Annotated in this window: 20 protein-coding genes and 1 pseudogene; 11 read left to right on the top strand and 10 right to left on the bottom strand. The window is 51.3% G+C overall.

Going from position 1 to position 22,503, the window contains the following annotated elements; all coding sequences use genetic code 11:
• Nucleotides 1–128: 128 nt before the first annotated feature.
• Nucleotides 129–320: pseudogene (locus tag GOV79_RS04940) on the bottom strand (DUF455 family protein); the annotation flags it as partial.
• 240 nt (nt 321–560) lie between these two features.
• On the opposite strand from GOV79_RS04940, the gene GOV79_RS04935 reads away from it, so the two are divergent.
• Entirely contained in the window at nt 561–1,547 is a 987-nt protein-coding gene (locus GOV79_RS04935) for a DUF8371 domain-containing protein (protein ID WP_170724459.1), read from the top strand.
• 381 nt (nt 1,548–1,928) lie between these two features.
• Here GOV79_RS04935 and GOV79_RS04930 read toward each other — a convergent pair whose 3' ends face one another.
• Together GOV79_RS04930 and GOV79_RS04925 are read right to left on the bottom strand one after the other, a co-directional pair.
• Nucleotides 1,929–2,735, bottom strand: coding sequence for a ferritin-like domain-containing protein (locus tag GOV79_RS04930; protein WP_170724460.1), 807 nt, complete (start codon nt 2,733–2,735; stop codon nt 1,929–1,931).
• Between the two features lie 522 nt (nt 2,736–3,257).
• Nucleotides 3,258–3,560 (bottom strand): hypothetical protein, encoded by a 303-nt coding sequence (locus GOV79_RS04925; RefSeq protein ID WP_170724461.1) that lies wholly within the window; start codon nt 3,558–3,560, stop codon nt 3,258–3,260.
• 106 nt (nt 3,561–3,666) lie between these two features.
• On the opposite strand from GOV79_RS04925, the gene GOV79_RS04920 reads away from it, so the two are divergent.
• Nucleotides 3,667–3,909, top strand: a complete 243-nt coding sequence (locus GOV79_RS04920) for a helix-turn-helix domain-containing protein (RefSeq protein WP_170676400.1) — start codon at nt 3,667–3,669, stop codon at nt 3,907–3,909.
• Between the two features lie 68 nt (nt 3,910–3,977).
• On the opposite strand, the gene GOV79_RS04915 is transcribed toward GOV79_RS04920, so the two are convergent.
• From GOV79_RS04915 to GOV79_RS04885, 7 genes are all read right to left on the bottom strand, one after another.
• Nucleotides 3,978–4,310, bottom strand: a complete 333-nt coding sequence (locus GOV79_RS04915) for a hypothetical protein (RefSeq protein WP_170724462.1) — start codon at nt 4,308–4,310, stop codon at nt 3,978–3,980.
• A gap of 187 nt (nt 4,311–4,497) precedes the next feature.
• On the bottom strand, nt 4,498–4,878 hold the full coding sequence (locus tag GOV79_RS04910; RefSeq protein ID WP_170724463.1) for a hypothetical protein: 381 nt from the start codon (nt 4,876–4,878) through the stop codon (nt 4,498–4,500).
• Nucleotides 4,879–4,881: 3 nt separating this feature from the next.
• Nucleotides 4,882–5,391, bottom strand: a complete 510-nt coding sequence (locus GOV79_RS04905; RefSeq protein ID WP_170724464.1) for a hypothetical protein — start codon at nt 5,389–5,391, stop codon at nt 4,882–4,884.
• Between the two features lie 323 nt (nt 5,392–5,714).
• Entirely contained in the window at nt 5,715–6,239 is a 525-nt protein-coding gene (locus tag GOV79_RS04900; protein ID WP_170788793.1) for a hypothetical protein, read from the bottom strand.
• A gap of 260 nt (nt 6,240–6,499) precedes the next feature.
• The gene (locus tag GOV79_RS04895) at nt 6,500–7,639 is read right to left on the bottom strand and encodes an HlyD family secretion protein (protein ID WP_170724466.1); all 1,140 of its coding nucleotides are present in this window, start codon (nt 7,637–7,639) and stop codon (nt 6,500–6,502) included.
• A 4-nt stretch (nt 7,640–7,643) separates the two neighbouring features.
• Complete coding sequence (locus GOV79_RS22625; protein WP_170621470.1) at nt 7,644–7,856, bottom strand: DUF1656 domain-containing protein; 213 nt, start codon at nt 7,854–7,856, stop codon at nt 7,644–7,646.
• Between the two features lie 13 nt (nt 7,857–7,869).
• Complete coding sequence (locus GOV79_RS04885) at nt 7,870–10,047, bottom strand: FUSC family protein (protein ID WP_170621469.1); 2,178 nt, start codon at nt 10,045–10,047, stop codon at nt 7,870–7,872.
• A 326-nt stretch (nt 10,048–10,373) separates the two neighbouring features.
• Here GOV79_RS04885 and GOV79_RS04880 point away from each other — a divergent pair, with 326 nt between their 5' ends.
• From GOV79_RS04880 to GOV79_RS04840, 9 genes are all read left to right on the top strand, one after another.
• Entirely contained in the window at nt 10,374–12,059 is a 1,686-nt protein-coding gene (locus tag GOV79_RS04880) for an aspartate-alanine antiporter-like transporter (protein WP_170788792.1), read from the top strand.
• 443 nt (nt 12,060–12,502) lie between these two features.
• Nucleotides 12,503–13,798 carry a serine hydrolase domain-containing protein gene (locus GOV79_RS04875; protein ID WP_170724468.1) on the top strand — a complete coding sequence of 432 codons (1,296 nt, stop codon included), beginning with the start codon at nt 12,503–12,505 and terminating at the stop codon, nt 13,796–13,798.
• A 66-nt stretch (nt 13,799–13,864) separates the two neighbouring features.
• Nucleotides 13,865–14,869, top strand: a complete 1,005-nt coding sequence (locus GOV79_RS04870) for a linear amide C-N hydrolase (RefSeq protein WP_170621463.1) — start codon at nt 13,865–13,867, stop codon at nt 14,867–14,869.
• A 64-nt stretch (nt 14,870–14,933) separates the two neighbouring features.
• Nucleotides 14,934–15,200, top strand: a complete 267-nt coding sequence (locus tag GOV79_RS04865; RefSeq protein ID WP_170621461.1) for a hypothetical protein — start codon at nt 14,934–14,936, stop codon at nt 15,198–15,200.
• Nucleotides 15,201–15,239: 39 nt separating this feature from the next.
• On the top strand, nt 15,240–16,598 hold the full coding sequence (locus tag GOV79_RS04860; RefSeq protein ID WP_170724469.1) for a serine hydrolase domain-containing protein: 1,359 nt from the start codon (nt 15,240–15,242) through the stop codon (nt 16,596–16,598).
• Between the two features lie 71 nt (nt 16,599–16,669).
• Nucleotides 16,670–17,122 carry a VOC family protein gene (locus tag GOV79_RS04855; protein WP_170724470.1) on the top strand — a complete coding sequence of 151 codons (453 nt, stop codon included), beginning with the start codon at nt 16,670–16,672 and terminating at the stop codon, nt 17,120–17,122.
• 53 nt (nt 17,123–17,175) lie between these two features.
• A complete protein-coding gene (locus GOV79_RS04850) occupies nt 17,176–18,441 on the top strand; it encodes a threonine/serine exporter family protein (RefSeq protein ID WP_170724471.1) in 1,266 nt (421 codons plus the stop codon).
• Complete coding sequence (locus GOV79_RS04845; RefSeq protein ID WP_170724472.1) at nt 18,438–20,525, top strand: mechanosensitive ion channel family protein; 2,088 nt, start codon at nt 18,438–18,440, stop codon at nt 20,523–20,525. The genes GOV79_RS04850 and GOV79_RS04845 overlap by 4 nt, the downstream gene beginning before the upstream one ends.
• Nucleotides 20,526–20,728: 203 nt before the next feature.
• Complete coding sequence (locus GOV79_RS04840; protein WP_170724473.1) at nt 20,729–22,240, top strand: Na+/H+ antiporter NhaC family protein; 1,512 nt, start codon at nt 20,729–20,731, stop codon at nt 22,238–22,240.
• Nucleotides 22,241–22,503 lie beyond the last annotated feature (263 nt).

The raw sequence follows: 22,503 nt of genomic DNA, 5'->3' as shown, positions 1-22,503 counted from the left end.
TCCCTTGGGCCAACTGCATAGAGGGGACGTGCGATTTGGGCAAGTTTGTTAACCAGTTCACACAACGAACCGGTTTTTTCCCGCCCATTTTAGGCGGGAAGTTGCCGATAACGTCAACTTGTTCAGGTTTAACGCGCTTGACCGGGCGCAGGTAGGTCCTCGGTCAGGGGCCAGTAGAAATCGGGGGGCAATCCGGCCTCGGCGCGTTTTTCTTCGTTGAAGGGTGGTTTCAGCACACCGTGGAAGTAGCGCCGCACCAAGGAGTGGAACACATCCTTGGGGTCGGCATTCTCGCGCCCGCAAAGGGATTCGTTATACCAACTAAAATCGTTTTATCATTGTATTCATCAGTGCAATCCCCTTGAAAACAATCAATACATCGAACCGAGATACTTCCACTTCAAAAAGTTCCACGTACATTGTGGAACTTTTTCGCCTCAAAACCCGATCAAAAGTCCCATGTACTTGAGTTCCAATCTTGATCGAAACGAGGACAGAAACGGCGAACGGGAAGAGCACTAGGTTTGGCTTGGGTAATCCTTCTGCTTCACTAGGATAGGTTGGAAGGCTCAGGCGGTTACACATTGGTGCAAGCTGGGCCTGCTCGGATCACGCAAAGTTCCGCATGGCCCAAGCGAGTCTTTCTTGGTCAGACCGCAGCAGCTTGCGATCTTCCAAAGCGAGCAAGCCTGTCCTCTTGCAAAGTCGAGGCCATCCTTGATGTATTCATAGGAGTATGGCCAAAAGTACCTTTGCCCATTAGCCACGGATCGGAAAGCCCAAATGGAGAAAAGGCTTATCGCTGCCTCACTGAACTGGTGTGGTCAATTTCCAGCGATCACCCTGACGCGGCAATACCCGTGTTGAAACGCCTGATCTCGGATAGCCGTTGCGCTGATATGGTCAAAGACCTCAAAAGCATACGCTCCGCACAGACCAGAAAGAAAGCTCTTGCAGATTTCACCCCACCGACACCACTGCAAATTGTGGAAATGCTAGACCACGGCGCAGTTGTTACCGTCGATGGGTTAAGAAAACTCGTGCTGCACGAGCTATTCAAACTTCAAGGCGCAATAGACGGTGGAGAATTCGATACGGCATCTCTGTTCTACGCTGGAGATAAGAGGCTAGACGAAGAACCGTGCACCAAGATCATTGCTGAACGGCTGGACCTGATACTGCGGCCTCAAAGCATTACAATCACGCCAGAACACCATCTAAAGCATGATAAGCGCTGCGATTTCACGGCTGGAAAGCTATTAGGCAGCGAAAGACGTCTGCTTGTAACCGAGGTCAAAGGGCAATGGCATCCAAAGCTTTACGAGGCTGCCACTGAACAATTGAATAACTTGTATGCAATCCATCCAGACGCAGAGAAACAAGGTATCTATCTTGTCCTTTGGTTCGGCGAAAAAGAAAAAGTTGCAGGAAAGAAGAAACACGGCATCAAAAAACCGGTGGAGCTAAAGCGCGACCTAGAAGCCAAAATCTCATTAGAAATTAGAGGCTTCATTGATGTTTTCGTTTTGGACGTTTCGAAGAAATAGGAAACACATCGAGATTTTCAGAAATATTTTTCGTGGCCATATCATTACATCATCACAAGCCAACTTCTTCTGCAACCAAGAGGAGCTCGCACACAGAACCGAAAGAAGCATGCGTTATATTTCCTTGCTGGAAAGCTGCCATCATCAACCGACCCTGGATACATTAATCCGATTAAGTCGTGCTCTGAGACCGCCCTTGAGCCAGCTAATTCTGGAAGCGGAGCAAGAGGAAGAAAACACAGAATGATCCCGTTTGTTGAAACGGTCTCGCCCTTGATGAGTTGTAACTGTCGCCTTGTGTATCAGCGCGCAGGGTGATTACTTGAAGCACGAGGTCCGCAAAGGAAAATGCTTCAATGGCGCGGTCAAATGCCAATTTTCTCAGCGAACATAAGCAGGAAGCTCCTCAGCGAGCGGCCAATAAAAGTCAGGTGGCAATCCGGCATCTGCGCGTTTTTCTTCGTTGAACGGAGGCTTCAAACCTCCTTTGAAATAGCGCTTTACTAGCGCATGGAATACTTCTTTTGGATCACTATTGTCTCTGCCACAGCCGAAGTTAAACCATTTCGCCCCATACGCTACGTGGCTGACTTCCTCGCTGTAGATGGTTTTGAGGCTTTCAACGGCCGCGGTCTCGCCGGCTTTCTCGAAAATTTCTATCATTCCTGGCGTTACATCTAGCCCTCGTGCCTCCAATACCATTGGAACGATAGCTAACCGCCCTTGCAGGTCATTTGCAGTATCTGATGCCGCACGCCACATTCCATCATGAGCGGGCAGCGCTCCGTAGTAGCTTCCCATCGTTTCCAGGCAATCACAGATTAGATTGAAGTGTTTTGCTTCGTCGTCTGCGGCTTTCACCCAATCGTCATAAAATCCCATCGGCATCGGTACGTGGGCGAAACGTGAGATAATATCCCAGTGCAGATCGACTGCATTGAGTTCGATATGAGCGACTGCATGCAGGAGCGCTATTCTTCCTGCCGGAGATCCCGGCTTGCGCTTTGGTACGTTGCGGGGGCTGAGCAACTCTGGTTGCCGCGGGCGGGCAGGATGATCTGGTGGAATAGAACGTCCGATTTCAATGACTTCACCTGTAGTCCGCGCAGTTTTCCAAACAGAAGCGTAAGCTCGTGATTTGGCTGTTTTTGCGTGACCATCCTTCGTGGAGAGCACGTCGACTGCCATCGCAGTTAGCGTAGTCGGATGCTGCGTTTCAGCATCTTTTTCAGTACGGCTAGACAATGGGTAACTTGCTCCCGGGTCGGTAGAATTAGCAGAGCTTGGCTTTTAACCAAATGGTGCAACAAACTTTTTAAGGTTGCCCGCTACGCCTACTATAGGGCGCAGCCTGCGTCCAGATTTCAGGTTGCTGCGTGGTCTGAACCATCATGCGCTCCCGATTCAACGGCTGTGTGTCCGTGAGAGCGCATATTGAGTGACCGGTTCATTAGAAGATCGGACGGTTGATGAGCCAGCCCTTTAACTCGGGATACTGGCGAACGGATCGGTGAGCGGGGCTGGTAAACTAGACGAAGCGGGATACAGCACTGCTATCTGGGGCGGCGACCTTAATCATCGCAGCCCTAGATTGCGGTGCGGTAGCCCTTGAGAACCCCCACCAGGTATTTGGATTCAAATCCCGTTTATACTTTCGCGCCTTTGCTAAGCATAAAGCTGTTTGGCTTTTGACCTTCTTTCATTACGAACCTAACCGTGTCGCTCGAAAATTTGGCGTAAGCAGGTGAAGAACTTTCCGTATTGAAGGTTGTTGGCTTGTGCAGTCTTTTTGAACCAAGCTTCATCTTCCTCCAAAATCGAGAGATGCAGTTGCCCAACGTATTGAGACCTTGGCCTTCTACCTGTTCGAGTTGGTTTTTCACCTGATGCAAGGTGCGGTTTGACAAAAATCTTGTGTTCATTTTCGAGAGCCAATCGCTCCAAAAAGCGCATTTCCAGTCTGTTCAGTATTTCAATCATCTGGGTTTCTGTCAGATGAACTCTTTCCGCCATTTAACGGCCCCCGCTTTTTGCCAAACCTTTGTGCAGTTGAAATTTACCCCGAGATTCAAAGTATACTGTATAGACGACTAGCGTTACGTGGGCGATTTGTCAAAATATGGCGAACGCAAAAAACGACCCTCTGCTATTGGCATTTTCAAGAGTTTTGCGTCGCCACAGACTCGCCAAGAAGTTATCGCAACTAGAGCTCGCCACGCAGGCTAACCGAAGCATGCAATACATCTCACTTCTGGAATCCGGCCACCACCAACCAACTCTCGGAACGCTACAACTTCTCAGTGGCGCACTTGGTCTATCTTTGACCAGATTGGTATCCGAAATTGAAGAAGAAGCTGAGTAGAATCTAGCGATTTCTCTCGGTACACCTCTGGACATTGAATCTATCGCAGAAAACAACTCTGACGATAGTCACAACTGCCACCGATCAATGAACTTCTCGATCTGAATGACGTTGGCTTGGAGCTTCGTTCGCAGCGTCGATGCCAGGATGTCTGCCATGGGCGTGTCCTCATGTTGCGTGATAAGTCCATCATTGCCGGTCCACCGGATGTCGAAGAAATCAGGGCAGGGCATCTCCATGCCGCGGAGGGTGGCTTTCTCGTATTCCTCGAAAAACCACTCCCTAACGGTTCGCTTGATATACTCAGGCGCATCATCGTCTTCGAGTTGAAGGACCATCTGCTCTCGCCATGCGGCCCAGCCATAGGCGATTTCTTCAGGCCTCAAATGGATTCCGTTCATTTCGCCCTCCTTTCAGCTACTCCGCCTTCGCGTCGATGATCTCAGAGCTCCGCTTTTCCGCCATCTCTTCATAAGTCAGGTCTGCGCGATCCTTTGGTCCGATGGGAAACCACCGGCCGCTTTCGTCGTCTCTGACAGCAAGTGTCATCCGCTAAAACGCGGATCTTCAGTCTCGGTGTAAACCGGCTCAATCACTCTCATCGTCATTCTCATCATACACTTTGCGCGCCCTGATCTCTTCTGCGGTGATCGGATCAGACAGCGGCAGTCGCCCGGCGATAAACTCGGCCTTTCTCCTCGCCAGGAATGCCCTGGTCAGTTCATCACCTCGCTCACCTGTTTTCCGCATCCAGAGCGTTGCGGCCTTCTCGACCAAAGCCCAGACGGTCTGCTTGCGCTTGTGGCTCAGGATCTCGCCCTTGATGCCTCGCTCTGCAATACCGAGCTTGGCGCATTCTCTTTCGTTCATCTGGACTTCATAGTCGGAGATATCAGAGAGGTCGCTGATGTTGCTCAAGTGAGCCCTGGCAACCTCTCTCTCATTCACAAAGACAATGACTTTGAGCATGTTTCACCAATTCTTCTTCACGCAAGCAGGGCAACGTCCGTGCTCATCAGTCCGGTCGATCTGACCCCTATAGCCACACACATTGCAGGCCATCCCATCCTTCACAGGCCGCCCATCTCCGAATAGGCGCTTACTCTGCGGACGCCTGGACGACACGAGCTCATGCGCACACCAACAGCACAGCGTTGCGACAAAGCCCTCTACGAGCTGCACCTGGGCTGCGTTACTGCACTTTTCGCAGCTGTGATTGGCTCGCTCGATAGTCGCTTGAATCAAGCTGTCGATCCGCTCATCCTTAACCACAGTCCCGAAATAGATACGCAACTGGCCAAACTTTTGCTTGATCTGAGACACCACAGGATACTCGATCTCCTGCTTGTCGCAGTGCTCCTTGATCTTCTGGAAAAGATCCGTGACCAGACCTGCCCAGCCGTCGGGCGTGTGGCCCAGCTCTTCCTCAACTGAATTCTTGATGTCGTCATAATCGACGACACCGCTATTGCTATCCGACATGACAGACTCCTCCTAAATGGTAGGAGTGGAGGGGCATGATCCCTCACCGTCGACGCTAATCTGGCGTAAAGAGCTTATAAGACTCCCGGCCCACCATGGCACTCCCAAAGGCTCACTGAATCAGCGAGTTATTCGGGTGCTCAATTGGTGTAGGCAGCAAGTCATAACTTAGGAATAGCTCAAGACGTCACAGTTGTGAAGTGCCTCTCATGCCACACTTAGGTGTGTCCGCGGGCACAATCCTATCTGGTTACCCCCGTGCGGACACTGTGCCTGAGTCCTTGTTTTGCGGCAAACCCTGTGTTCGTTGTAATCTCTCGGTGCTACGATCCAGGAACTGGCCTTCGACGAATTCCCCAACTTGAACCCAAAACCTGTCTGGCGTCGAAATAGTCGATACGGCCCTTGCCGGTGATTTCCACCGTTTCGCCGGGTTTGGCATCTTCGTAGCCGTCAGACGTGGCAAAAACCCGATCATGTTTTCCAACGAGTTCATATTCGACAGAAACTCGTAGGTCATCATCAGTCAGGTTCTTAACTCGGTATCGCCATTCATACTCGATTTCTGAGCTTGGTGCGTTCCAAAGGCTCCAAAAGCTAGTCACGGACGCCCGTTCGGTTGAAATGTACAGTCCCTCAAAAGAATCAGACACATACTCCAAGGGCGGATCTTCCTTTTCATCTTCATCCCACGCGATACCAGATCGCGAAGAGTCTCGCTCTGATCCAAATCCCTGCGGGATTCCTCGATAGATTTCTGGGTGGATATTAAAGTACCCGGCAATCAGAACGACTAAGGGGATTATAGTAACGCCTACGCCATACCAAATGGGGTGTCGTCTGCTCATTTTGCGCATCTCCATACTGACAAAGCGTTGTTATTACTAGGATTGCAGCACTACAACTGGTGGCCAGCAGAACTGGCGTCTCGTCACTAGTCTTGTGCGCCATGCTTTGACATAGGGCGCCAATCGGACATGTTGCCCGCCAACTCAGGCACTTTAGAAAAGACGCGATCAGGGGCAGCGACACCGTGCGCTTCCAACCACTCACGTATCACCAACCAGTCGTCTTGTAGGCCTCGCGAGTACCGAACCTATTGAACCGACTATTGTAGAATTGTCGGCGCCGGCGGTGGTAACGCTTCATTTACATCGGTTGAATCCGTATTAGTCATCACAAGAACCGACGCCGTTGTGCCTACAAGCAATTCGACTCCCTCGGGGAGTTGGTCAATTTCTATTCTTACCGGAATTCGCTGTGCCAGCCGGATCCATTCAAACGTTGGACTCACGTTTGGCAAGAGATTGACCCCAACACTCCCATCACTTTTTGCGATTCCTCGCCCGATGCTATCTACCACCCCAGGAATTACGATATCGGGGTTAGACATGAGCGTTATGGCGGCGCGGTTACCAGGGGATATATCGCCCACATAGTTTTCGCGGAAATAAGCGTCGACCCAAAAGCTTTGGGCATCAATGAGTGCAAGGATCGGTTGATTAGCGACAGCCTGGCTGCCGAGACGCAATGTCAGATTTGCAACATATCCGTCAACTGAGGCATGTACTTTAGTGAATTCAAGGTTGAGGCGCGCAGCTTCTAGAGCAGCTTTAGCCTCGCGGAGGCTTGAGTTTTCCTCACCAGTTACGCCGCGGCTTGCAATTGAGCCCTCCAGCGAAGCCTGCGCTTGGGCGAGCGCGGCTTTGGCTTGAACCACTCCGCCTTGTGCTCTGGCGGTGTTTGCTTGAGCAACGTCCAAATCTCTTTGTAGTTCGTCGAATTGTGACTCGGGGATGCGACCGTCGCTTACCAAAACAGAGGCCCGGTCAAATTGACGTTGTGCCTCTGTCTGCTGGGCTTTTGCGGATGACAATTGAGACTCGGCTTGTTGGATGGACGATTCATATTGCTGAACACTCGCACGGGCGGCCTCAATTTGCTTATCCAACGAAGCCAGATCTTCGACGGTTTTGTCGAATCTCGCTTGTGCTTGCGACAGTGCGGCTTCGAAAGTGCGCGGATCGATTTCGAAGAGAAGATCCCCAGCCTTTACAAATTGGTTGTCTCGTATCGGAAGGTTGACAATTGGCCCGGAAACACGAGGTGCAACTTCCAGAACATTTGCGCGGACCTGCCCATTGCGCGTCCAAGGGTTGGACACGTAATTGGCGTATTTCAAGAACACGGTGCCCAGAGCGACGAGTACGATTGCAACTGTGACGATCAACTTGATGTTTCGGTTCATTTGACTATGCCGGGATAAGAAAGGTTCCGATGACGGACGTATAGATTGCTACAAGTGCAACAAAAACCAACGCCGGATGAGAGATGAAACGCGACATTCGGAAACGGTTCAAAACACGCGCCGTCATCATAGTTAGAACGACTGCCAGTAGGGAAGATACGAAAAGTGGTGAGAGGTAGATGCCAAAAAAGTCGAATTCGCTTGGAACAGGTAGCATTTTTTCTTCGACCTCAAAAACGGGACTCTCGTAGTGCGGGCCAATCAATGAATGCCGCTCGGCCGGTGTACCCCAAAACACCCTCCGCAAGACCTCGATACGCGCCAAGAAGACGGTACATGTTTTCGTAGTCAGCGGTATTCAAATTTGAATTAGGCTCTTTGTTAATTAGGACTTCTACAGTCTTCTCAAGAGCTACAGTAGCGCTTTGAAGCCTGTTTTGCAGATATTCAGGGTCAATCCGCCCTGGGTCGCGTTCAATATCCAACATTACATCCGCAACGGCCAAGCGCCACTGCTTCATTGCTTCGCCACCGCCTTCTCTCATTGAAGCTGCCTGTGACAGTCTTCGGGTTGCGGCAAATTCAATTAACTTGCTGCTCAGCGCTTCTAAACTTGCCGCGATTTGAAGCGCATCCGTCCTTTTGGTATTGCCCAGTGCTGGTTCCGACAATGCAGATAGCCAAGGAACAAGTTTGGTCGGAATACTATCTATCTCGCTGACATGTAGCGAAAGGCGCATCCGATTAAACCAGTTTGGTTGCTCACTTTGGTCGGTGAGGCTGTGTCGGACCACATAATCCGCGCTAGAAAAGAAACGCTTTATCAGAGCTTCCACACGGACTTCCGGCCTTAAAGAAACCGGGAAAAAACGAGTGCATTCGATGATCACAATTACACAGAACAAACCGATGAACATGGTTGCAAAGAAGAGGAAACTGTATTGCTGCTGATTATCGATCTGAAGGCCGACCAGAAACAAGTTCAGGAAAAAACTTCGAACAATCATTTGTTCCGGGCGGGAAGTTAAGTAAGCCACCAGGACTGTGGTGCCGAAGATTAATAAGGCCAACTGCCAGAAGGTGGCCAATAGCGGTAATAGAAGAAGGTGAACAGTTCCAACGATCAACAGTAGAATCGCTGCGAAAGGCAGCGCGATGGAGACAGATGCCTGCGGATGTAAAGCAAGGTTCAGAGCGAGAGAAACGCCTATGCAGATTACAAGAGCCGGATTGGGAAAGCCTGGAACAAACAGGACACATGCCACTGTCGCAAGAAATATTACCTGAACACGGATTAGCGCGCTCCACATATCCCGATCTAGGATTTCGGATGTGGGTTCAGGTTGTTGGGATGAGGCGAAACGCCGTGTGTTTGCCTTCCGGCCTGCATCTTTGATGTCGGCCATCAGTTCTGACAAAGACCGACTGTATTCTAGCGACCGTTGGACATTGTGACGGGTAGCAGTCATGGCAGCAAGCTGGAAGTGTCCTTGCCCGCTATTGACCATTTCTTGGGTAATCTGGTTTTCGGTGTGATCCCCAACTTGCGATGCTGTTCCGGAGAGAGTTTTCTCTGCTTCAATAAGATATTGCTCGGTACTCAGTATCGCAGAACAAAGCGATTGGACTTGGGCTGTGTCACGGGAGTCTTCCAAGTCTCTTGCGTTCAAATATAGGCGCTGAAGCTCTCGGTCCAGTGACGCCATATTTGCCACGAATTGACGCCAGACAATGCGTCTATCCCAGACATCATAACTATCGACAATTGCGGCATCCAAAAGCCTCTCGACAGTAGAGTGCAATTGAGCGATCTGCATCCGAAGCTTTGGCAGGTCTTCCTTGCGCTCATTTCCAGTCAAGATGTCCAATGTCGCCATCAGAAGACGTCGTTTCAAAGTAAGCGCTTTGCGTACTTCTTCTTCGAACTGTTCCCGACTGCTGTAGGGCCATAACAGTGAGTAGACGACACTGAAGCATACAATACCAAGAACGGTTTGCTGAGCTCGAAGAACCACAACAGTAAAATCATTGACTGGGTTTTCGCCGCCTCCAATGACCAATATGGGCACCACAAATCCGGCAGTCATCCAGAAGTATGAACGAGACGTTCGGAACATATTGAAGCAACAGAATGCCAGCCATAAACTGAGCGCTGCGATAAATAGCCAACGATCCTGCGGGAACAGCGACAGTAGAGCAATCGCAACGACAATTGCCAAGAATGTGCCACCCAGCCGGAGTAGTCCTTTGTGAAAGGACTCGCCAAATGTTGTCAACGAACATGCAACTATTGAGAGACCGGCCCAGTAAGGCTTGGCCCAATCCATCGACAAGGCTATCCAATACGCGAGCACCAAAGCCAACGCTAACTTGATAGCAGATTTAAGGCGCAACGAGTCCATGGTCATGGCATTGTTTGATGAGATCACAATAATGCATTAATCGAGATGTATCTTGATCTTATGAGTTTTCCAATTGCAATCCTAAACAGGCTGAAATGGCGCGTTCACTCTCCTCCTTGGCTAGCCTTGCCCCGTGCGACAGCCCTGTGTCACAGAATGGTTGCCTACATTGTGAAGCTGTTGAAAACGCTTGATGACAAGTCACATCTTGCTGAATAACTTGCCTAAAGCAGCCAGAGACGGTGGTGTTTGAAACAGAATACTTGGCCTTGGACATCGATTGGTGTGCCGCAATATTGCAGTTGAGGAACTAGCCTGATCGGGAGAGACGCGTGGAAGCTTTGATTTCTTATGCTCGAGAAAATGTTGTCATTCTTCTCTTTGTTGTCATCGGATTGGGGTATCTGGTCGGCAAGCTGAAGATTGCCGGTATCGGGCTTGGACCAACTACAGGAATACTGATTGTCGGGTTGGTTATCGGATTGGCACAAATCGAAGTTCCGGAAATAATCAAAGGGTTGACGTTTACAATTTACCTTTTTGTTCTGGGAACGATGGTTGGACCTGGCCTGGTGCGTGTTTTAACAAGTAAGTCGGCTTTCAAATACTTGGTAATGTGCGTTTTTACTGCCGTGGTCGCTGGGGTCTCGGTTTATCTCATGGCTTTGGTGTTTGGCTTGAACAACATTGTCGCCGGTGGGCTGACTGCCGGCGCGGTCACAACATCTGCGGTCCTAGCCGCCGCTCAAGGCGCTGTGTTTTCCGGATCGGTCCAGCTTCCAGAGGGTATGGCGCCGTCAGATGCGGGCAATATCCTCGCCAGCGCCTACGCCATCACTTATCTGTATGGCACATTTGGACTAATTATCCTTATTAAATTGTGCCCAACGCTTGTGGGAGCAGACATAGCTAAAGAAGCGGCGAAACTTGACGCAGTCGGGAGTGTGCCCCAGAAGCGCGTAGCGCCATCCGTCCGGGCCTGGAGGCTGGAATTACCGAAGTACATCGGAAGTACAACTGGCGAGCTTGTCAAAAACGTTGAAAAGCGGCGAGAAGAAGGAGCTTTACCTTCACTTGAGCAGGTAATTCGCAATGGAGAACGTTTGACCGTCACCGATGATCTGGTCCTTGCAAAAGATGATATCTTGACCTTCCTTGCGCCCAGCCATTTGCTCTTGAGGGGTAATGAGACGCTGGGGCCGGAAGTTGCGGATAATGACGCTTTGGCCGTGGATATGGCATCGGCAGAACTCGTTCTCACCAACAATGCACACGTCGGCAGAAGACTCTCGGAACTGCTAAACGAGCATGGCTACGGTGTCAGCCTGGAGCGCGTAGTGCGGCTCGGTACAGAAATGCCAATAGACGACGAGGATTTTGAACTGATCGCTGGGGACGTGCTGTTTGTGTTTGGTTCAGCACGGTGTGTGTCGATATTTGCCGACGAAGTCGGTTACGAGGTCACAAACCAGATGACGACTGATTTGATGAATACTTCATTTTTCATCGCCATATTTGCGGCCTTGGGTACGATTTCAGTGACCGTAGCCGGGATTGAAATTCCACCCCTCGGGGGGTCCGCAATGGGTGCCATGTTTGGCGGGGCTATTCTCGGTTGGTTAAGGACCCGCAGCCCCAGCATGGGGTCGGTATCCGCGCCCGCGGCAACGGCGCTCTCTGACCTAGGGTTGTCACTCTTTATCGCGGCTGTCGCAATTGGCGCAGGTGGTTCGTTGATTTCGACCATGCAGGCTTTTGGGGTAAACCTTCTGATTGCCGGAGCATTTGTGACGACGGTTTGCACGATTTCTTGTTTCTTGTTCGGGCACTTCATCATGAGGTTGAACGTTGCTGAGAACGCCGGTGCCACGACTGGCGTCATGACAGGCGTCGCAATCGCTGAGGTCTGCAAGGATGCCAAGAGTTCCGCACCGGCTGTTGCCTTTGGCTTACCAGGCGCTGTATCCAGCTTGACATTTATCGTCGTCGGACTCGTCATTCTGGCCATAGTGCCCTGAAAAGACTTCTTGCCGCCACTGGATCGGTTTCTCAATCGATTGTGTATTGTCTTGCTGTTGATCAAACAGGTCGCGAGGTGCACGTGCATCTCTCGACTGGTGAAAGTGCGAAAAAAGAAAAATCTGTCGAAGTGCCTACTTGTGGGCAGCTTTTTTCAACGGCGACTCGCAAGCTTCAGGGGTAACTTTAGGCTTCCGCCTCGATACCAAGGAATTCACCGACTTTGATCCGGTCTGGCGGGCTGTATCCCATCACGCGAAAGACCGGGGGAAGGTTACTTTCCACGTCTTTGGTAAGGCACCTTTGGTCAAGATAGGGGCGCCAAGCGAATGACCCACAAGTTTGACCAGAAAACAGTTGCATCTATCTCGATTCATGATCTTGTTTGATTTCATTGTGATATTGGACAAACGCAAGTTTCATTACAGCTGGGAGCAAAAAAATGGCGAATACATCGACCGATGGACCTATCCTCGCGAAACCCGAAGATCTCAGTACAAACGTGCCGCTTGACCGCGTTCTCGAGATCAGCGCCTATCTCAACGCGCCGGAGAATATGGTCAAGGTACAGTTTCCATCTCCTGAAACGCAGTACTCCTATGTGAACTTCTCAAAAATCAGACCAACGGCGCAGGTAATGCGCGGTGGACCCGTGGTCGACCTGCCCTACGCAGTCGACCCGTCAATCGGGAATATCGAATACCGGAACAAGCATGGTGACTGGGTCAGCGTGGATGAACATTTTGCCACCAAACCAATCGACGCCATGATGGTCGTGAAAGGTGGTGAGATCGTTTACGAACGCTATCGCACGATGAAACCGCATGAGAAGCATCTGTGGATGTCCGTCACCAAAGTCACCGGGTCAACCATGATGGCGATGCATGAACATGAGGGGAATGTCGATGTGGACGCGCCGGTCAGTTCCTACCTGACAGAATTGCAAGGATCGGTATGGGACACGGTGAAAGTCGTCGAAGCCATGGACATGGCCACGGGCCTCAACGGCACAGAGCACGATGAGCCGGAGCCAAACTCGCGCACCGATCCTGACCAAATCTGGTTTCGCTGGGCGGCGACGAGCGCGGTCGGCATGTTGCCCGATGTGCGCGGTCGCAATGAAACATGGGTTGATGTCTTGCGCGATATGGAGCGGCATTCTCCACCGCATCAGAAGTTTGAATACAACTCCATCGACACCTTTGTCATGAACCGGATTAATGAGCGGATCGCCGACAAACCGCTCTACGCGCAGTTCTCAGAACGGTTGTGGTCTAAGCTTGGCATGGAGCATGACGCTTTTTACGTGGTCAGCCCGACCGGAAATACACTCGGTTTTTTCGGCATGAACTCTACGCTGCGCGATCTGGCCAGGTTCGGCATGGCCTTTTCGCCAAGCTGCGCGAAGCTGGCTGGTGAGCAACTGATCCCTGACGCGGTCATGGCCAAGATCTATGACCGGACGTATCTCGACATGTACGACAAGGGCTGGATCGGCAAGAAGAACAGCATCACCTTCTGGGATGATGCCGGCGCGATCTCTAACCGTTACCAGTGGGATGCTGTCTTTTCAGACGGCGACCTGTTCAAGGCCGGAGTGGGCGGGCAGGGGATTTACATCTCACCCGAGACCGACACCGTCGTGGCATTCTTCAGCACCAGTGATGGGGAAAACCAGGAAGAAGGCATGGCGCGTGCTATCGTTCGGGCAATCAACGGTAATCCGCTGCCTAGGTAACCTTCAAAGTTTTGAAGCGACAGTCAGGCCAAGATCAACAGTAGAGTCTGAGACAGGGAGAAGACCATGTGTTCGCGCATTTTTTTCAACAAGGATGGCCAACCAATGCTGGTAGGCCGGAATGAGGATTGGTTCGAGAGCTTGCAAACCAAAGTTTACGCGTTTCCCAAAGGGATGAAGCGTGACGGCGCGGTAGACGACAATCCTGAGACCTGGACATCGAAGTACGGAAGTATAGTTGGGGCCTGCTACGGAGCGGCAATTACTGATGGCATGAACGAAGCGGGATTGAACGCCAACCTGTTGTATCTCGCGGAGTCGGACTTTGGCCCTCGCGATACCTCAAAGGGCGGTCTGTCAGTTTCGATTTTTGCGCAATGGATGCTCGACAACTTCGCGACGGTGGACGAAGTGCTCGCTGCACTAGACAGCATTCAGATCGTGCCGATCTACATGATGCATTTTGATGACAAGGTGCAGTCACCCTTCCACTACTCAATTGCCGACAAGACCGGCAACTCGGCGGTAATCGAGGTGTTGGACGGAAAGTTCAGCGTTCACAAAGGCCGTGATGTCACAATCATGACGAACTCGCCACCATACGAACAACAGCTTGAAAACATGAAGAAGTATGTTGGTCTTGGCGGGGATCAACCGCTTCCGGGCGGCTCGCAGGCCGACGAACGTTTTGTGCGCGGCGCCTATTATCTCAGTGCGCTGCCTGAGGAGCCGGCTGACTACCATGAGGCTGTCGCAAATGTACTGGCCGTCATTCGGAACATGTCAACGCCTTGGGGTATTAGTGATCCAACCCGGCCCAACGTCTCTCCCACCCGCTGGCGCACGATCAGTGATCTGACCAATGGAAGGTATTATTTCGAGTTCACTCAGAATCCGACAGTCGCTTGGATAGATTTGCACAAGCTCAACCTGAGCGACGGAGCGCCGGTCGTAATGTTCGATCTTAAGAAGGACATTCGAGCAACGGGAGAGGTTTCGGACTGTTTCAATCCATCAAAAGAACTGGCGTGGTTGCGCGGCGGATCAGTGCTCAACCCAGCCGAATTGTGAATAGCCAAAAAGGTGAGAAGATTCTGCCTCCTCCGATCTGATTTTTCAATAGGAGTAAGCAATTATGACCAGTGGTCCCGCCCCGAACCTGTTGCCACCAGCTGCCCTGCCGAAGCCCATCAACCCGGAAATCGGTAAAATCGCGACTGAACCCAAGAATTTCGGCACAATCACTCTGGCCGGACGGCGACATGTTCAAGGCTGGCTTCCAACGGCAGGCAATCTATGCGTCGTCGTCTCGCGATTTGGTTATCGTGCATTTTTCGGTGAACGCGGCGGACGATTCGATCATGCAATACCTGAGGCACATCGCGACGTCGGGGCTTTTTGACTGAGCAAAACTAATGCACTGTGAAAAGGAGAAACTGAATTGAAACCACGAACGCCCCTGTCAGAGATTTCTGGTATTTTTCTGCCCTTAGGCCATCGTATTGTTCATGCACCAGACGATCCAATGAGCGTACCAGGCGCTAAAGTAACGCTGCCAGTAGGTGCCGTACACGATGGGTTCGACCTCGAGTTCGTCGCCGCAGCCCGAAAAAACTTTAGCAACACGCACATGCAGTTGGGTGGCGACCACGCGCTGTATTACACCACAAACATGACCGAATTCGTGCCGGCTGCCTTTACCTATTCCAAAGGTCCGGTCAGTGAACTAGCTCGTCGACCAAACCCATCGCTGGGGGACTTAACCTACATGCTGGGTGACGGCAGTGAAAGTGCAACCTTGGATGACCACATCGCGGATTTTGACACGAGGCTTCAAGGCGTGATGATCCTGCACAAAGGCGAGGTCGTCTACGAAGCCTTTCCGGGCATGCATCCTGAACAGATGCACATCTGGGCTTCAGTCGCTAAGTCGGCCGTGGGCACTCTGCTTACGATGCTAGAGCTTGAAGGCAAGGTCGACACATCCAAGCCAGTTACTGATTTTGCGGCTATGCTAAAAGGGTCCGAGTGGGACAAGGTCGCGCTCATCGATGCGATGAACATGGCGTCAGGTCTCGATATCTCCGAGGATGCCAAGGCCACGATGGACCCCCATTCTGTGTTTCAACGGATGCTGGCGGCTGATTTTGGGATCCCGAATGCGGATGGGGTAAAGGAAGATGAATATGAGGTGCTGCGCGACGTAGCCCCCATAGCAGGCGAGTCGCCGGGCAAAGTTGCGCGCTATAGCTCCGTTATCACCAAAGTATTGTGCGCAGCAGTGGAAAGCGTGACCGGACAAACCTACACCGCCTATCTTGGCGAGCGTATCTGGTCGAAAATCGGCGCGCGGTCGCCATTGGCGATCAATATTTCTCCTGCCGGTTTGGCCATTGGCTATGGTTTATTGAATTCCACGCTTGAAGACCTAGCGCGCTATGCGCTGATATTTACGCCAAGCTGGCGCAAGGTTTCGGCAGAGCCCGTAGTGTCGCCGGATGTGCTGCGCAAGATGCAGACCGCCAGCAGCAAAGAGGCCTACCTGGCGGGTGATTTTACCGACCATTCGTGGGTAAAGATGTGCTTTGGTAATGATATGCCAATCTTCAACTCGCACCAGTGGGATGCAGTGTGGGAAGACGGAGCGCTTTTCAAGCACGGTAACTTGTATCAGGGCATTTACACCGATCCGGCTCGCGATGTCGTGGGCGTGTTCTTCTCGACGTCGCCTGTCAATCTCGCGCCGGACCTCAACCCCGGCTATATGCGCGCAGCGGCAAAGCAGTTGGCAGGCGGTTGAATATCGATGGGCCGCTCGTATGCTTTCGCGCGGCCCACATCGCACTATTCTAGGACCGGAGATAGAGGCTCGTGGAACAAAGCGACTGTGTTAGTCTGAATCATACATGCTTTACGGTCACCGATATTGGAAAGACTATTCAGTTTTTCGAGGAATGTCTCGGTTACCAAGTAGAGCTCCGGCAGCAGGTGCCGGAGGTGATCGGACGCCTTATCGGTGTGGCAGATGCGACGGCAGAGCAGGCTTTTCTGACCGGTAACGGAAGTCGTATCGAGTTGCTTTGTTACCAGTCGCCGCCCAATCGCACGGTCATTTCCTCAACGCCAGTAGATACGGGGTCCGTCCACATCGGAGTTTACGTTGATGATGCCAAGGCTGCGGTTGCCAAAGCCACCGGGCACGGCTTTGCGCTTCTGGGTGACTTCATTGAGGTGGACAGCGATCATTTTTCCAGCCCGGTTAATGCCGTTGCTTGGGTCCGTAACTCAGACGGCATCACAGTCGAATTCCTGGAGATGGAATAGTAGGCCAAGCGTGCAACACGATTTCTTTGACCAGCGTATGAGAGGGAAAACGAGTGACTAACAAAACACCAGACCCGGCGAAACCCGACGCACAAATCAGGGAATACTTGGTCGATCTAATGCAGCTCCTTCTATCGTGGAGTTGGGAAGGCGTCGTAGGCCATGAGGAAGTCGTAGAAAAGGCTGCGGCCTCTTTTGGTGTAAAGGATGTCACGGTCGTCTATGGTGCAGAGTCTGCAATATTGGAGTACAAAGGTCAGACGGTTCTCGTGAAGGTAGATATGCCTGGGTTCCCGGCGCTCACGAACACTCAAAAACTAAAGAACCACCTCGCAGATGTCTTTGAAGGCAAGCTGACTCCGGAAGAAGCCTGCAAAAATCTTTCTGATCTGAAGTCGAGTAAACCTCCTTATTCGCCATTGCTCGTTTGGCTTGGCGTCGTCTCGGTGTCGGCGGCTTTTGCTGTTGAAGTCGTCGGTACGTGGGAAGGTATCTTTTTCGGTATTTTGACGGGCATGGCAACTGGTGCTGTGTTTTTGGCCGTGGACAAGAACCCGGCTTTGGCGAGGCTTGGTCCCTTAATTGCAGCATTTGCGAGTGGCCTGATTGCTATGGTCGGTTGGCAAACGGGTTATGCCTTAGCTGCACCGGGACTTTTGCTGATCGCATCCACTTTTGTCTTCATCCCAGGAGACTCCATCAGTATGCAGGCTTACGAGCTGGCGCAGGGTAGGTGGTCGCCTGCGGTAGATCGATTTTTCTACAGTGTCTTCATACTGGTGCTGTTGGCTTCTGGTGCATACTTCGCTGCGGTTGTTACTTCGACACCGGTCTCAGCTCTTCTCCCTGTTGCGCCTGACGGCGAGGAGTTTCCGTGGTGGGCCATCTATTTTGCTCGAATTCCATTCCTTCTTGGTATCATGTGGGCGTTTCAGATGGACAAAGACCATTTCCTGACTGCACTGGGCGTCTTGCTGCTCTCCACGGCAACAGCGCAGGCCGTAGCGATAGGCACAAATGGTATCTTTGGGACGTTGGTTTCAGCAGCAGTGTGTATGTACGTAAGCTTGTGGATTTCACAAAAACCACGCGCTGTTCCGACGTTTGTGCTGATGGTGCCGGTCGTTTTTGCGTTGTCGCCGGGATCTCACGGTGTTCGTGAAATCGAAACGTGGATTTCTCATGGTGAGATGACAGGTATTGCAGACCTCATGCCGCTGTTTGGTAATCTCCTCGCGATTGGCCTAGGGATGCTGATTGGACGAATGATCTCCGGGAAGCATTGGATCAGGGGGTTTGAGGAAAAAATGAGCGCATGATCAACCTTCCAGCAAGCCAAGAACACGAGCTACGCGTCACCCGAAAGCAAGAAGATTTTTGCGCGAAGTGTGCTGCAAAAAGATGTTCTTTTGGCACGTCAGTGCTGAGTGTTCTTGGTTTACGCCGCTGGACAAAGGTCATCGCCGCATTTCTTTGCTGGATATTTATCGGTCAGCAAGTGATTGCGCAGGCAATTACGGAAGATATTGAGCCATTCGAAAGCCTGCCGCCAGTTTTGACGCATTCGCCACGAGACACGTTGCAGTCATTGGAAAATTTGCGCGATGCACTCATTGGTATCTACTTGGAATACCAGGTTGGGAAATCAGCTCAACAATGGGAGCAACTGGTTCTAATCGGTGATGCGCTCATTTCACTTCTTGATCTAACGGAAGAAAACGTTGCGGAGAGACGTGATGCGAGCATTAGAACTGCCCTGGCTCTCATCGACATCATTGGTGAAGTTGGAACGGAAGAAGCGGAAGCTCTACCCGACGATGAGACGGTGTACTTGGAGGATCGAACTACTTTTTTGGTGCCCAATACCCCACTAATAATCCAAAGGGTCAACGCGGGAAACCGGGAGGGTGAGTTTCTTTTCTCGGCGAGTTCGTCGCAAATCGCTCCACGCTACTTGCGTGAAATTGCAATGCAGTCACCGCATCGCATCGGCGAGTTATGGAGCACTCGTTTTCTTCAACTGAGTGGACCGTTTATCCCTTTGTTTGTCGAAAACGCCCTTCCCCCCGCCTCCCGTAAAATCTTTTGGGGAACTCCAATTTGGAAGATTTGTTTCACTGTCTTCTTCTTAATTGTCTCTCTGGCACTTCTTTACGGGCTTAGGTTTCTGCTTAACCGTCGCGTTGCTTCGGGACAAATGCCAGAGTCGACAAGGAAGTTCGTTTTTGCCAGCGCAGGGCTTTTGATCTTACTCGCGCTCAACAATTTCTTTAACAACCAACTCTTTTTGACAGGTTCTTTGGCTCTAACGGAGACGTTCTTTGCAACAATCGCGATCTATGCAGCTGCGGCTGTAACCTTCTGGCGATTTATGTCGCTCTTAAGCGACAGGGTAGCCGAGAAAAAAACGTCCATTGTGCGTCAGTATGATGAAAGTATGATGCGTTTGCTCAACCATATTATCGCTCTTGTTGGAGCCACATGGATTCTCGCCTACGGTGCGCAAACCCTAGGATTCCCGCTCTTAAGCATTATAGCAGGACTTGGCGTTGGCGGTCTTGCAGTCGCGCTCGCGATCCGCCCGACCCTTGAGAACCTGATCAGCGGCTTTGTGATCTATATGGAAAAGGCTGTGAAGGTTGGTGATTATTGTTCGTTCCTCGACAAGGAAGGAACAATTGAAAGCATTGGAGTACGATCAACCCATGTTCGTGGATTGGACCGAACCACGATAGCCATTCCGAATTCAAAGTTTGTGAATATGGAGCTCGTCAACTGGGCCCGTTGTGATGAAATGATGATCCGGACAACGCTTGGCTTGCGACTTGAAACGGATACTGACCAGTTGAGGTATGTTCTCGCCGAAACTCGTTCAATGATGTACGCACACCCACGTATCACTTCAGATACAGCGCGGGTGAGGTTTATAGGGTATGGAGACTCATCTCTGAATATTGAAATCCGTGTTTACGCTCAAACCCGCGAGTGGAACGCTTTTTATGCTATTCAGGAAGATGTCTTGTTCAGAATGAAGGAAATTGTCGAAGCTTCGGGTACTGGCTTCGCGTTTCCCAGCCAAACGGTTTACATGTCTCAGGACGGAGGGCTTGATGCTGCAAAGTCAAAGCATGCCGTCGAACAGGTTGAACAGTGGCGCCGCCGGCGTGAACTTCCATTCCCGGATTTTGCAACTGCCGAACGCGACAGGCTTGAGGGCACGTTACGTTATCCCCCAAGAGGATCTCCGGAATTTGATGGCCCGGACGATGAGAAAAGCAGTGTTGAGGAACCGTTGTCGGTTGAGGAGCCTGAGGCTGAAGAAACAAGCAAGAGCGAGGAAAGTACACCGAACGATGAAGAAAACAGCCCGCTCCGTCAATCTCGAGAAGACAAACCCTCATGAACGAAAGCCGTGGAAAGTCCCACCTTCAAACCCCCACTTGGTTTTAGGAACTTGGCCGCAAACAACCGGAAACTAGAAAGATACGACCAAGTATGCTTTGTTGCAGTCTGCGGTACGGAAACACGTTTCGATATCAATATGGAAGCAACGCCAGGTTGCAAACCAATTGAACCTTAAAATAATCGGCTCAGGGGATTGATGTTATGAACGATGAAGTGGAATCTCGCGCTACCAGTTCTTTGATCGCCTCGCTCGTAACCGTCGGTGGAATGGTGTCACTGATATTCGCATCAGTTTTGCTGTTCGGTGAAAAAGCCGAAGATGGTCCATTACAGATTGCCATGACGCTTGGTCTCACACTTGCACTTGTGATCGCCATCACGACTGGCAATTCCGCCGAAGACCTCGCGGCGGTCATGTCCGATAGTATCAATTCAGCTCTGGGAACAATTTTTGTGCTGATTGCGGTGGGTGCTCTAATTGGAGCACTTTTTATGTCTGGGACGATTGCTTCAGTGATTTATTTCGGAGCTCAATACGGTTCGCCGCGCTTTCTGTACATAATCGTCTTTGTGGTCGCATCTGGTCTTTCGTATGCAATTGGAAGTTCATTCACCACGATAGCCGCTGTGGGTTTGCCGTTTGTAGCTCTCGCACCAGCTATGCATGTTTCTCCACTGGTCACAGCAGCCGCTGCCGTTTGTGGAGCGTTTACGGGGGACAGCCTAGGTCGAATTTCGGATACCTTCATTCTCACGGCATCGGTGGTGGGTGCCGAAGCTAAGGACCACGCACGCGCGCTACGTACTGTCCTTGCGCCTGGCTGGATTGCTAGCGCAGTGCTTTTCCTTTTTCTTGGTTGGCGACACGGTATGTCTGACAACTATGACAGTGCTCAAATACTCCAGGCTATTGAAGAGCATTTTACCGTGTCTTTCATCTCATTCTTGCCACTCATCTTGGTTCTCGTGCTGTCGGCGCGGACGACCGCGTTCTTGTCGCTAATGGCAGGAGCAATAACTGCGGCAGTACTCGCTGCATTTACACAGCAGGATCTGATTGACGCGTTAATGATCGACGAGGGCCTTGGAACGTTAGGAGGCTGGGGTAAGCTTTCACTTGAAGTATTGGGCAACGGTTTTTCACTAAACAGCGGGAGTGAAACACTCGACTCCACATTCGTAGGCGGTGGCGTTGTGTCCATGTTGCCGACTATTTGGTTGATACTCGTTGCGGCTGCATTTGGAGCGCTGGTCGAGTTTTCCGGGATGCTTAGGCGCTTGCTTGCTCCGCTGCTGGCATGGGCCACTGGAGGCGCACGTCTGATTGTCGCTACAGCAGTAACTGGAATTGGCTTGAACGCGGCTACGGCAGATCCTTACATGTCGATAATACTAAATTCAGCGACCTATCGAGAACGCTATATAAAGGCTCGTCTGGAACCATATGTCGCCTCAGCAGCAATAGCGGGATCAGGGTCCATTTTTTCACCATTGATTCCGTGGAACGTTCATGGCGCCTTTGTGGCGGGCACAATGGGCATAGGCGTTCTTTCGATAGCGCCTTACGCCGTCCTGCTCTGGATCACACCCGTCGTTTTGATTGGTATTGGAATTACAAAGTTCAAGCGGGATGAAATCCCAGATTCCGTGACCGCGGAAGAGTCCTATGGTTCCGAACCCAGCGAACTACCGCAGCGGCGAACCTCAACTTAGAGGGCCGAAAATTTTCCGTCTTGGGGTCGCTTTCTGGAACGCGTTGAAACTTTGGCGACTATGCGGCTAACTGCATGATTAAAAAACTTTTCATACAAATGCATATGTGAGATGCCAATGAAAAATGGACTTATGCTATCTGAGAAGGGCAGGGCGGTATCAGTCAAAGCTCTCTCAAGCCAATAAATGATTGGAGCTAAAAACAAAAAACCCGCCGGGTGTGACGGGGTGCCGGCCAGTGGCGAAATTGTGCATCGGTTCAA

Origin of the sequence: Ruegeria lacuscaerulensis (assembly GCF_013034745.1) — a bacterium.
GTDB classification, from domain to species: domain Bacteria; phylum Pseudomonadota; class Alphaproteobacteria; order Rhodobacterales; family Rhodobacteraceae; genus Ruegeria; species Ruegeria lacuscaerulensis_B.
This window is presented reverse-complemented; position numbering and strand designations above follow the sequence as displayed.

What these genes read in the sequence shown, in the direction of transcription:
- GOV79_RS04930 (WP_170724460.1), bottom strand. Translation starts at nt 2,735, where the DNA reads ATGGCAGTCGACGTGCTCTCCACGAAGGATGGTCACGCAAAAACAGCC.
- GOV79_RS04925 (WP_170724461.1), bottom strand. Translation starts at nt 3,560, where the DNA reads ATGGCGGAAAGAGTTCATCTGACAGAAACCCAGATGATTGAAATACTG.
- GOV79_RS04920 (WP_170676400.1), top strand. Translation starts at nt 3,667, where the DNA reads ATGGCGAACGCAAAAAACGACCCTCTGCTATTGGCATTTTCAAGAGTT.
- GOV79_RS04915 (WP_170724462.1), bottom strand. Translation starts at nt 4,310, where the DNA reads ATGAACGGAATCCATTTGAGGCCTGAAGAAATCGCCTATGGCTGGGCC.
- GOV79_RS04910 (WP_170724463.1), bottom strand. Translation starts at nt 4,878, where the DNA reads ATGCTCAAAGTCATTGTCTTTGTGAATGAGAGAGAGGTTGCCAGGGCT.
- GOV79_RS04905 (WP_170724464.1), bottom strand. Translation starts at nt 5,391, where the DNA reads ATGTCGGATAGCAATAGCGGTGTCGTCGATTATGACGACATCAAGAAT.
- GOV79_RS04900 (WP_170788793.1), bottom strand. Translation starts at nt 6,239, where the DNA reads ATGAGCAGACGACACCCCATTTGGTATGGCGTAGGCGTTACTATAATC.
- GOV79_RS04895 (WP_170724466.1), bottom strand. Translation starts at nt 7,639, where the DNA reads ATGAACCGAAACATCAAGTTGATCGTCACAGTTGCAATCGTACTCGTC.
- GOV79_RS22625 (WP_170621470.1), bottom strand. Translation starts at nt 7,856, where the DNA reads ATGCTACCTGTTCCAAGCGAATTCGACTTTTTTGGCATCTACCTCTCA.
- GOV79_RS04885 (WP_170621469.1), bottom strand. Translation starts at nt 10,047, where the DNA reads ATGACCATGGACTCGTTGCGCCTTAAATCTGCTATCAAGTTAGCGTTG.
- GOV79_RS04875 (WP_170724468.1), top strand. Translation starts at nt 12,503, where the DNA reads ATGGCGAATACATCGACCGATGGACCTATCCTCGCGAAACCCGAAGAT.
- GOV79_RS04870 (WP_170621463.1), top strand. Translation starts at nt 13,865, where the DNA reads ATGTGTTCGCGCATTTTTTTCAACAAGGATGGCCAACCAATGCTGGTA.
- GOV79_RS04865 (WP_170621461.1), top strand. Translation starts at nt 14,934, where the DNA reads ATGACCAGTGGTCCCGCCCCGAACCTGTTGCCACCAGCTGCCCTGCCG.
- GOV79_RS04845 (WP_170724472.1), top strand. Translation starts at nt 18,438, where the DNA reads ATGATCAACCTTCCAGCAAGCCAAGAACACGAGCTACGCGTCACCCGA.
- GOV79_RS04840 (WP_170724473.1), top strand. Translation starts at nt 20,729, where the DNA reads ATGAACGATGAAGTGGAATCTCGCGCTACCAGTTCTTTGATCGCCTCG.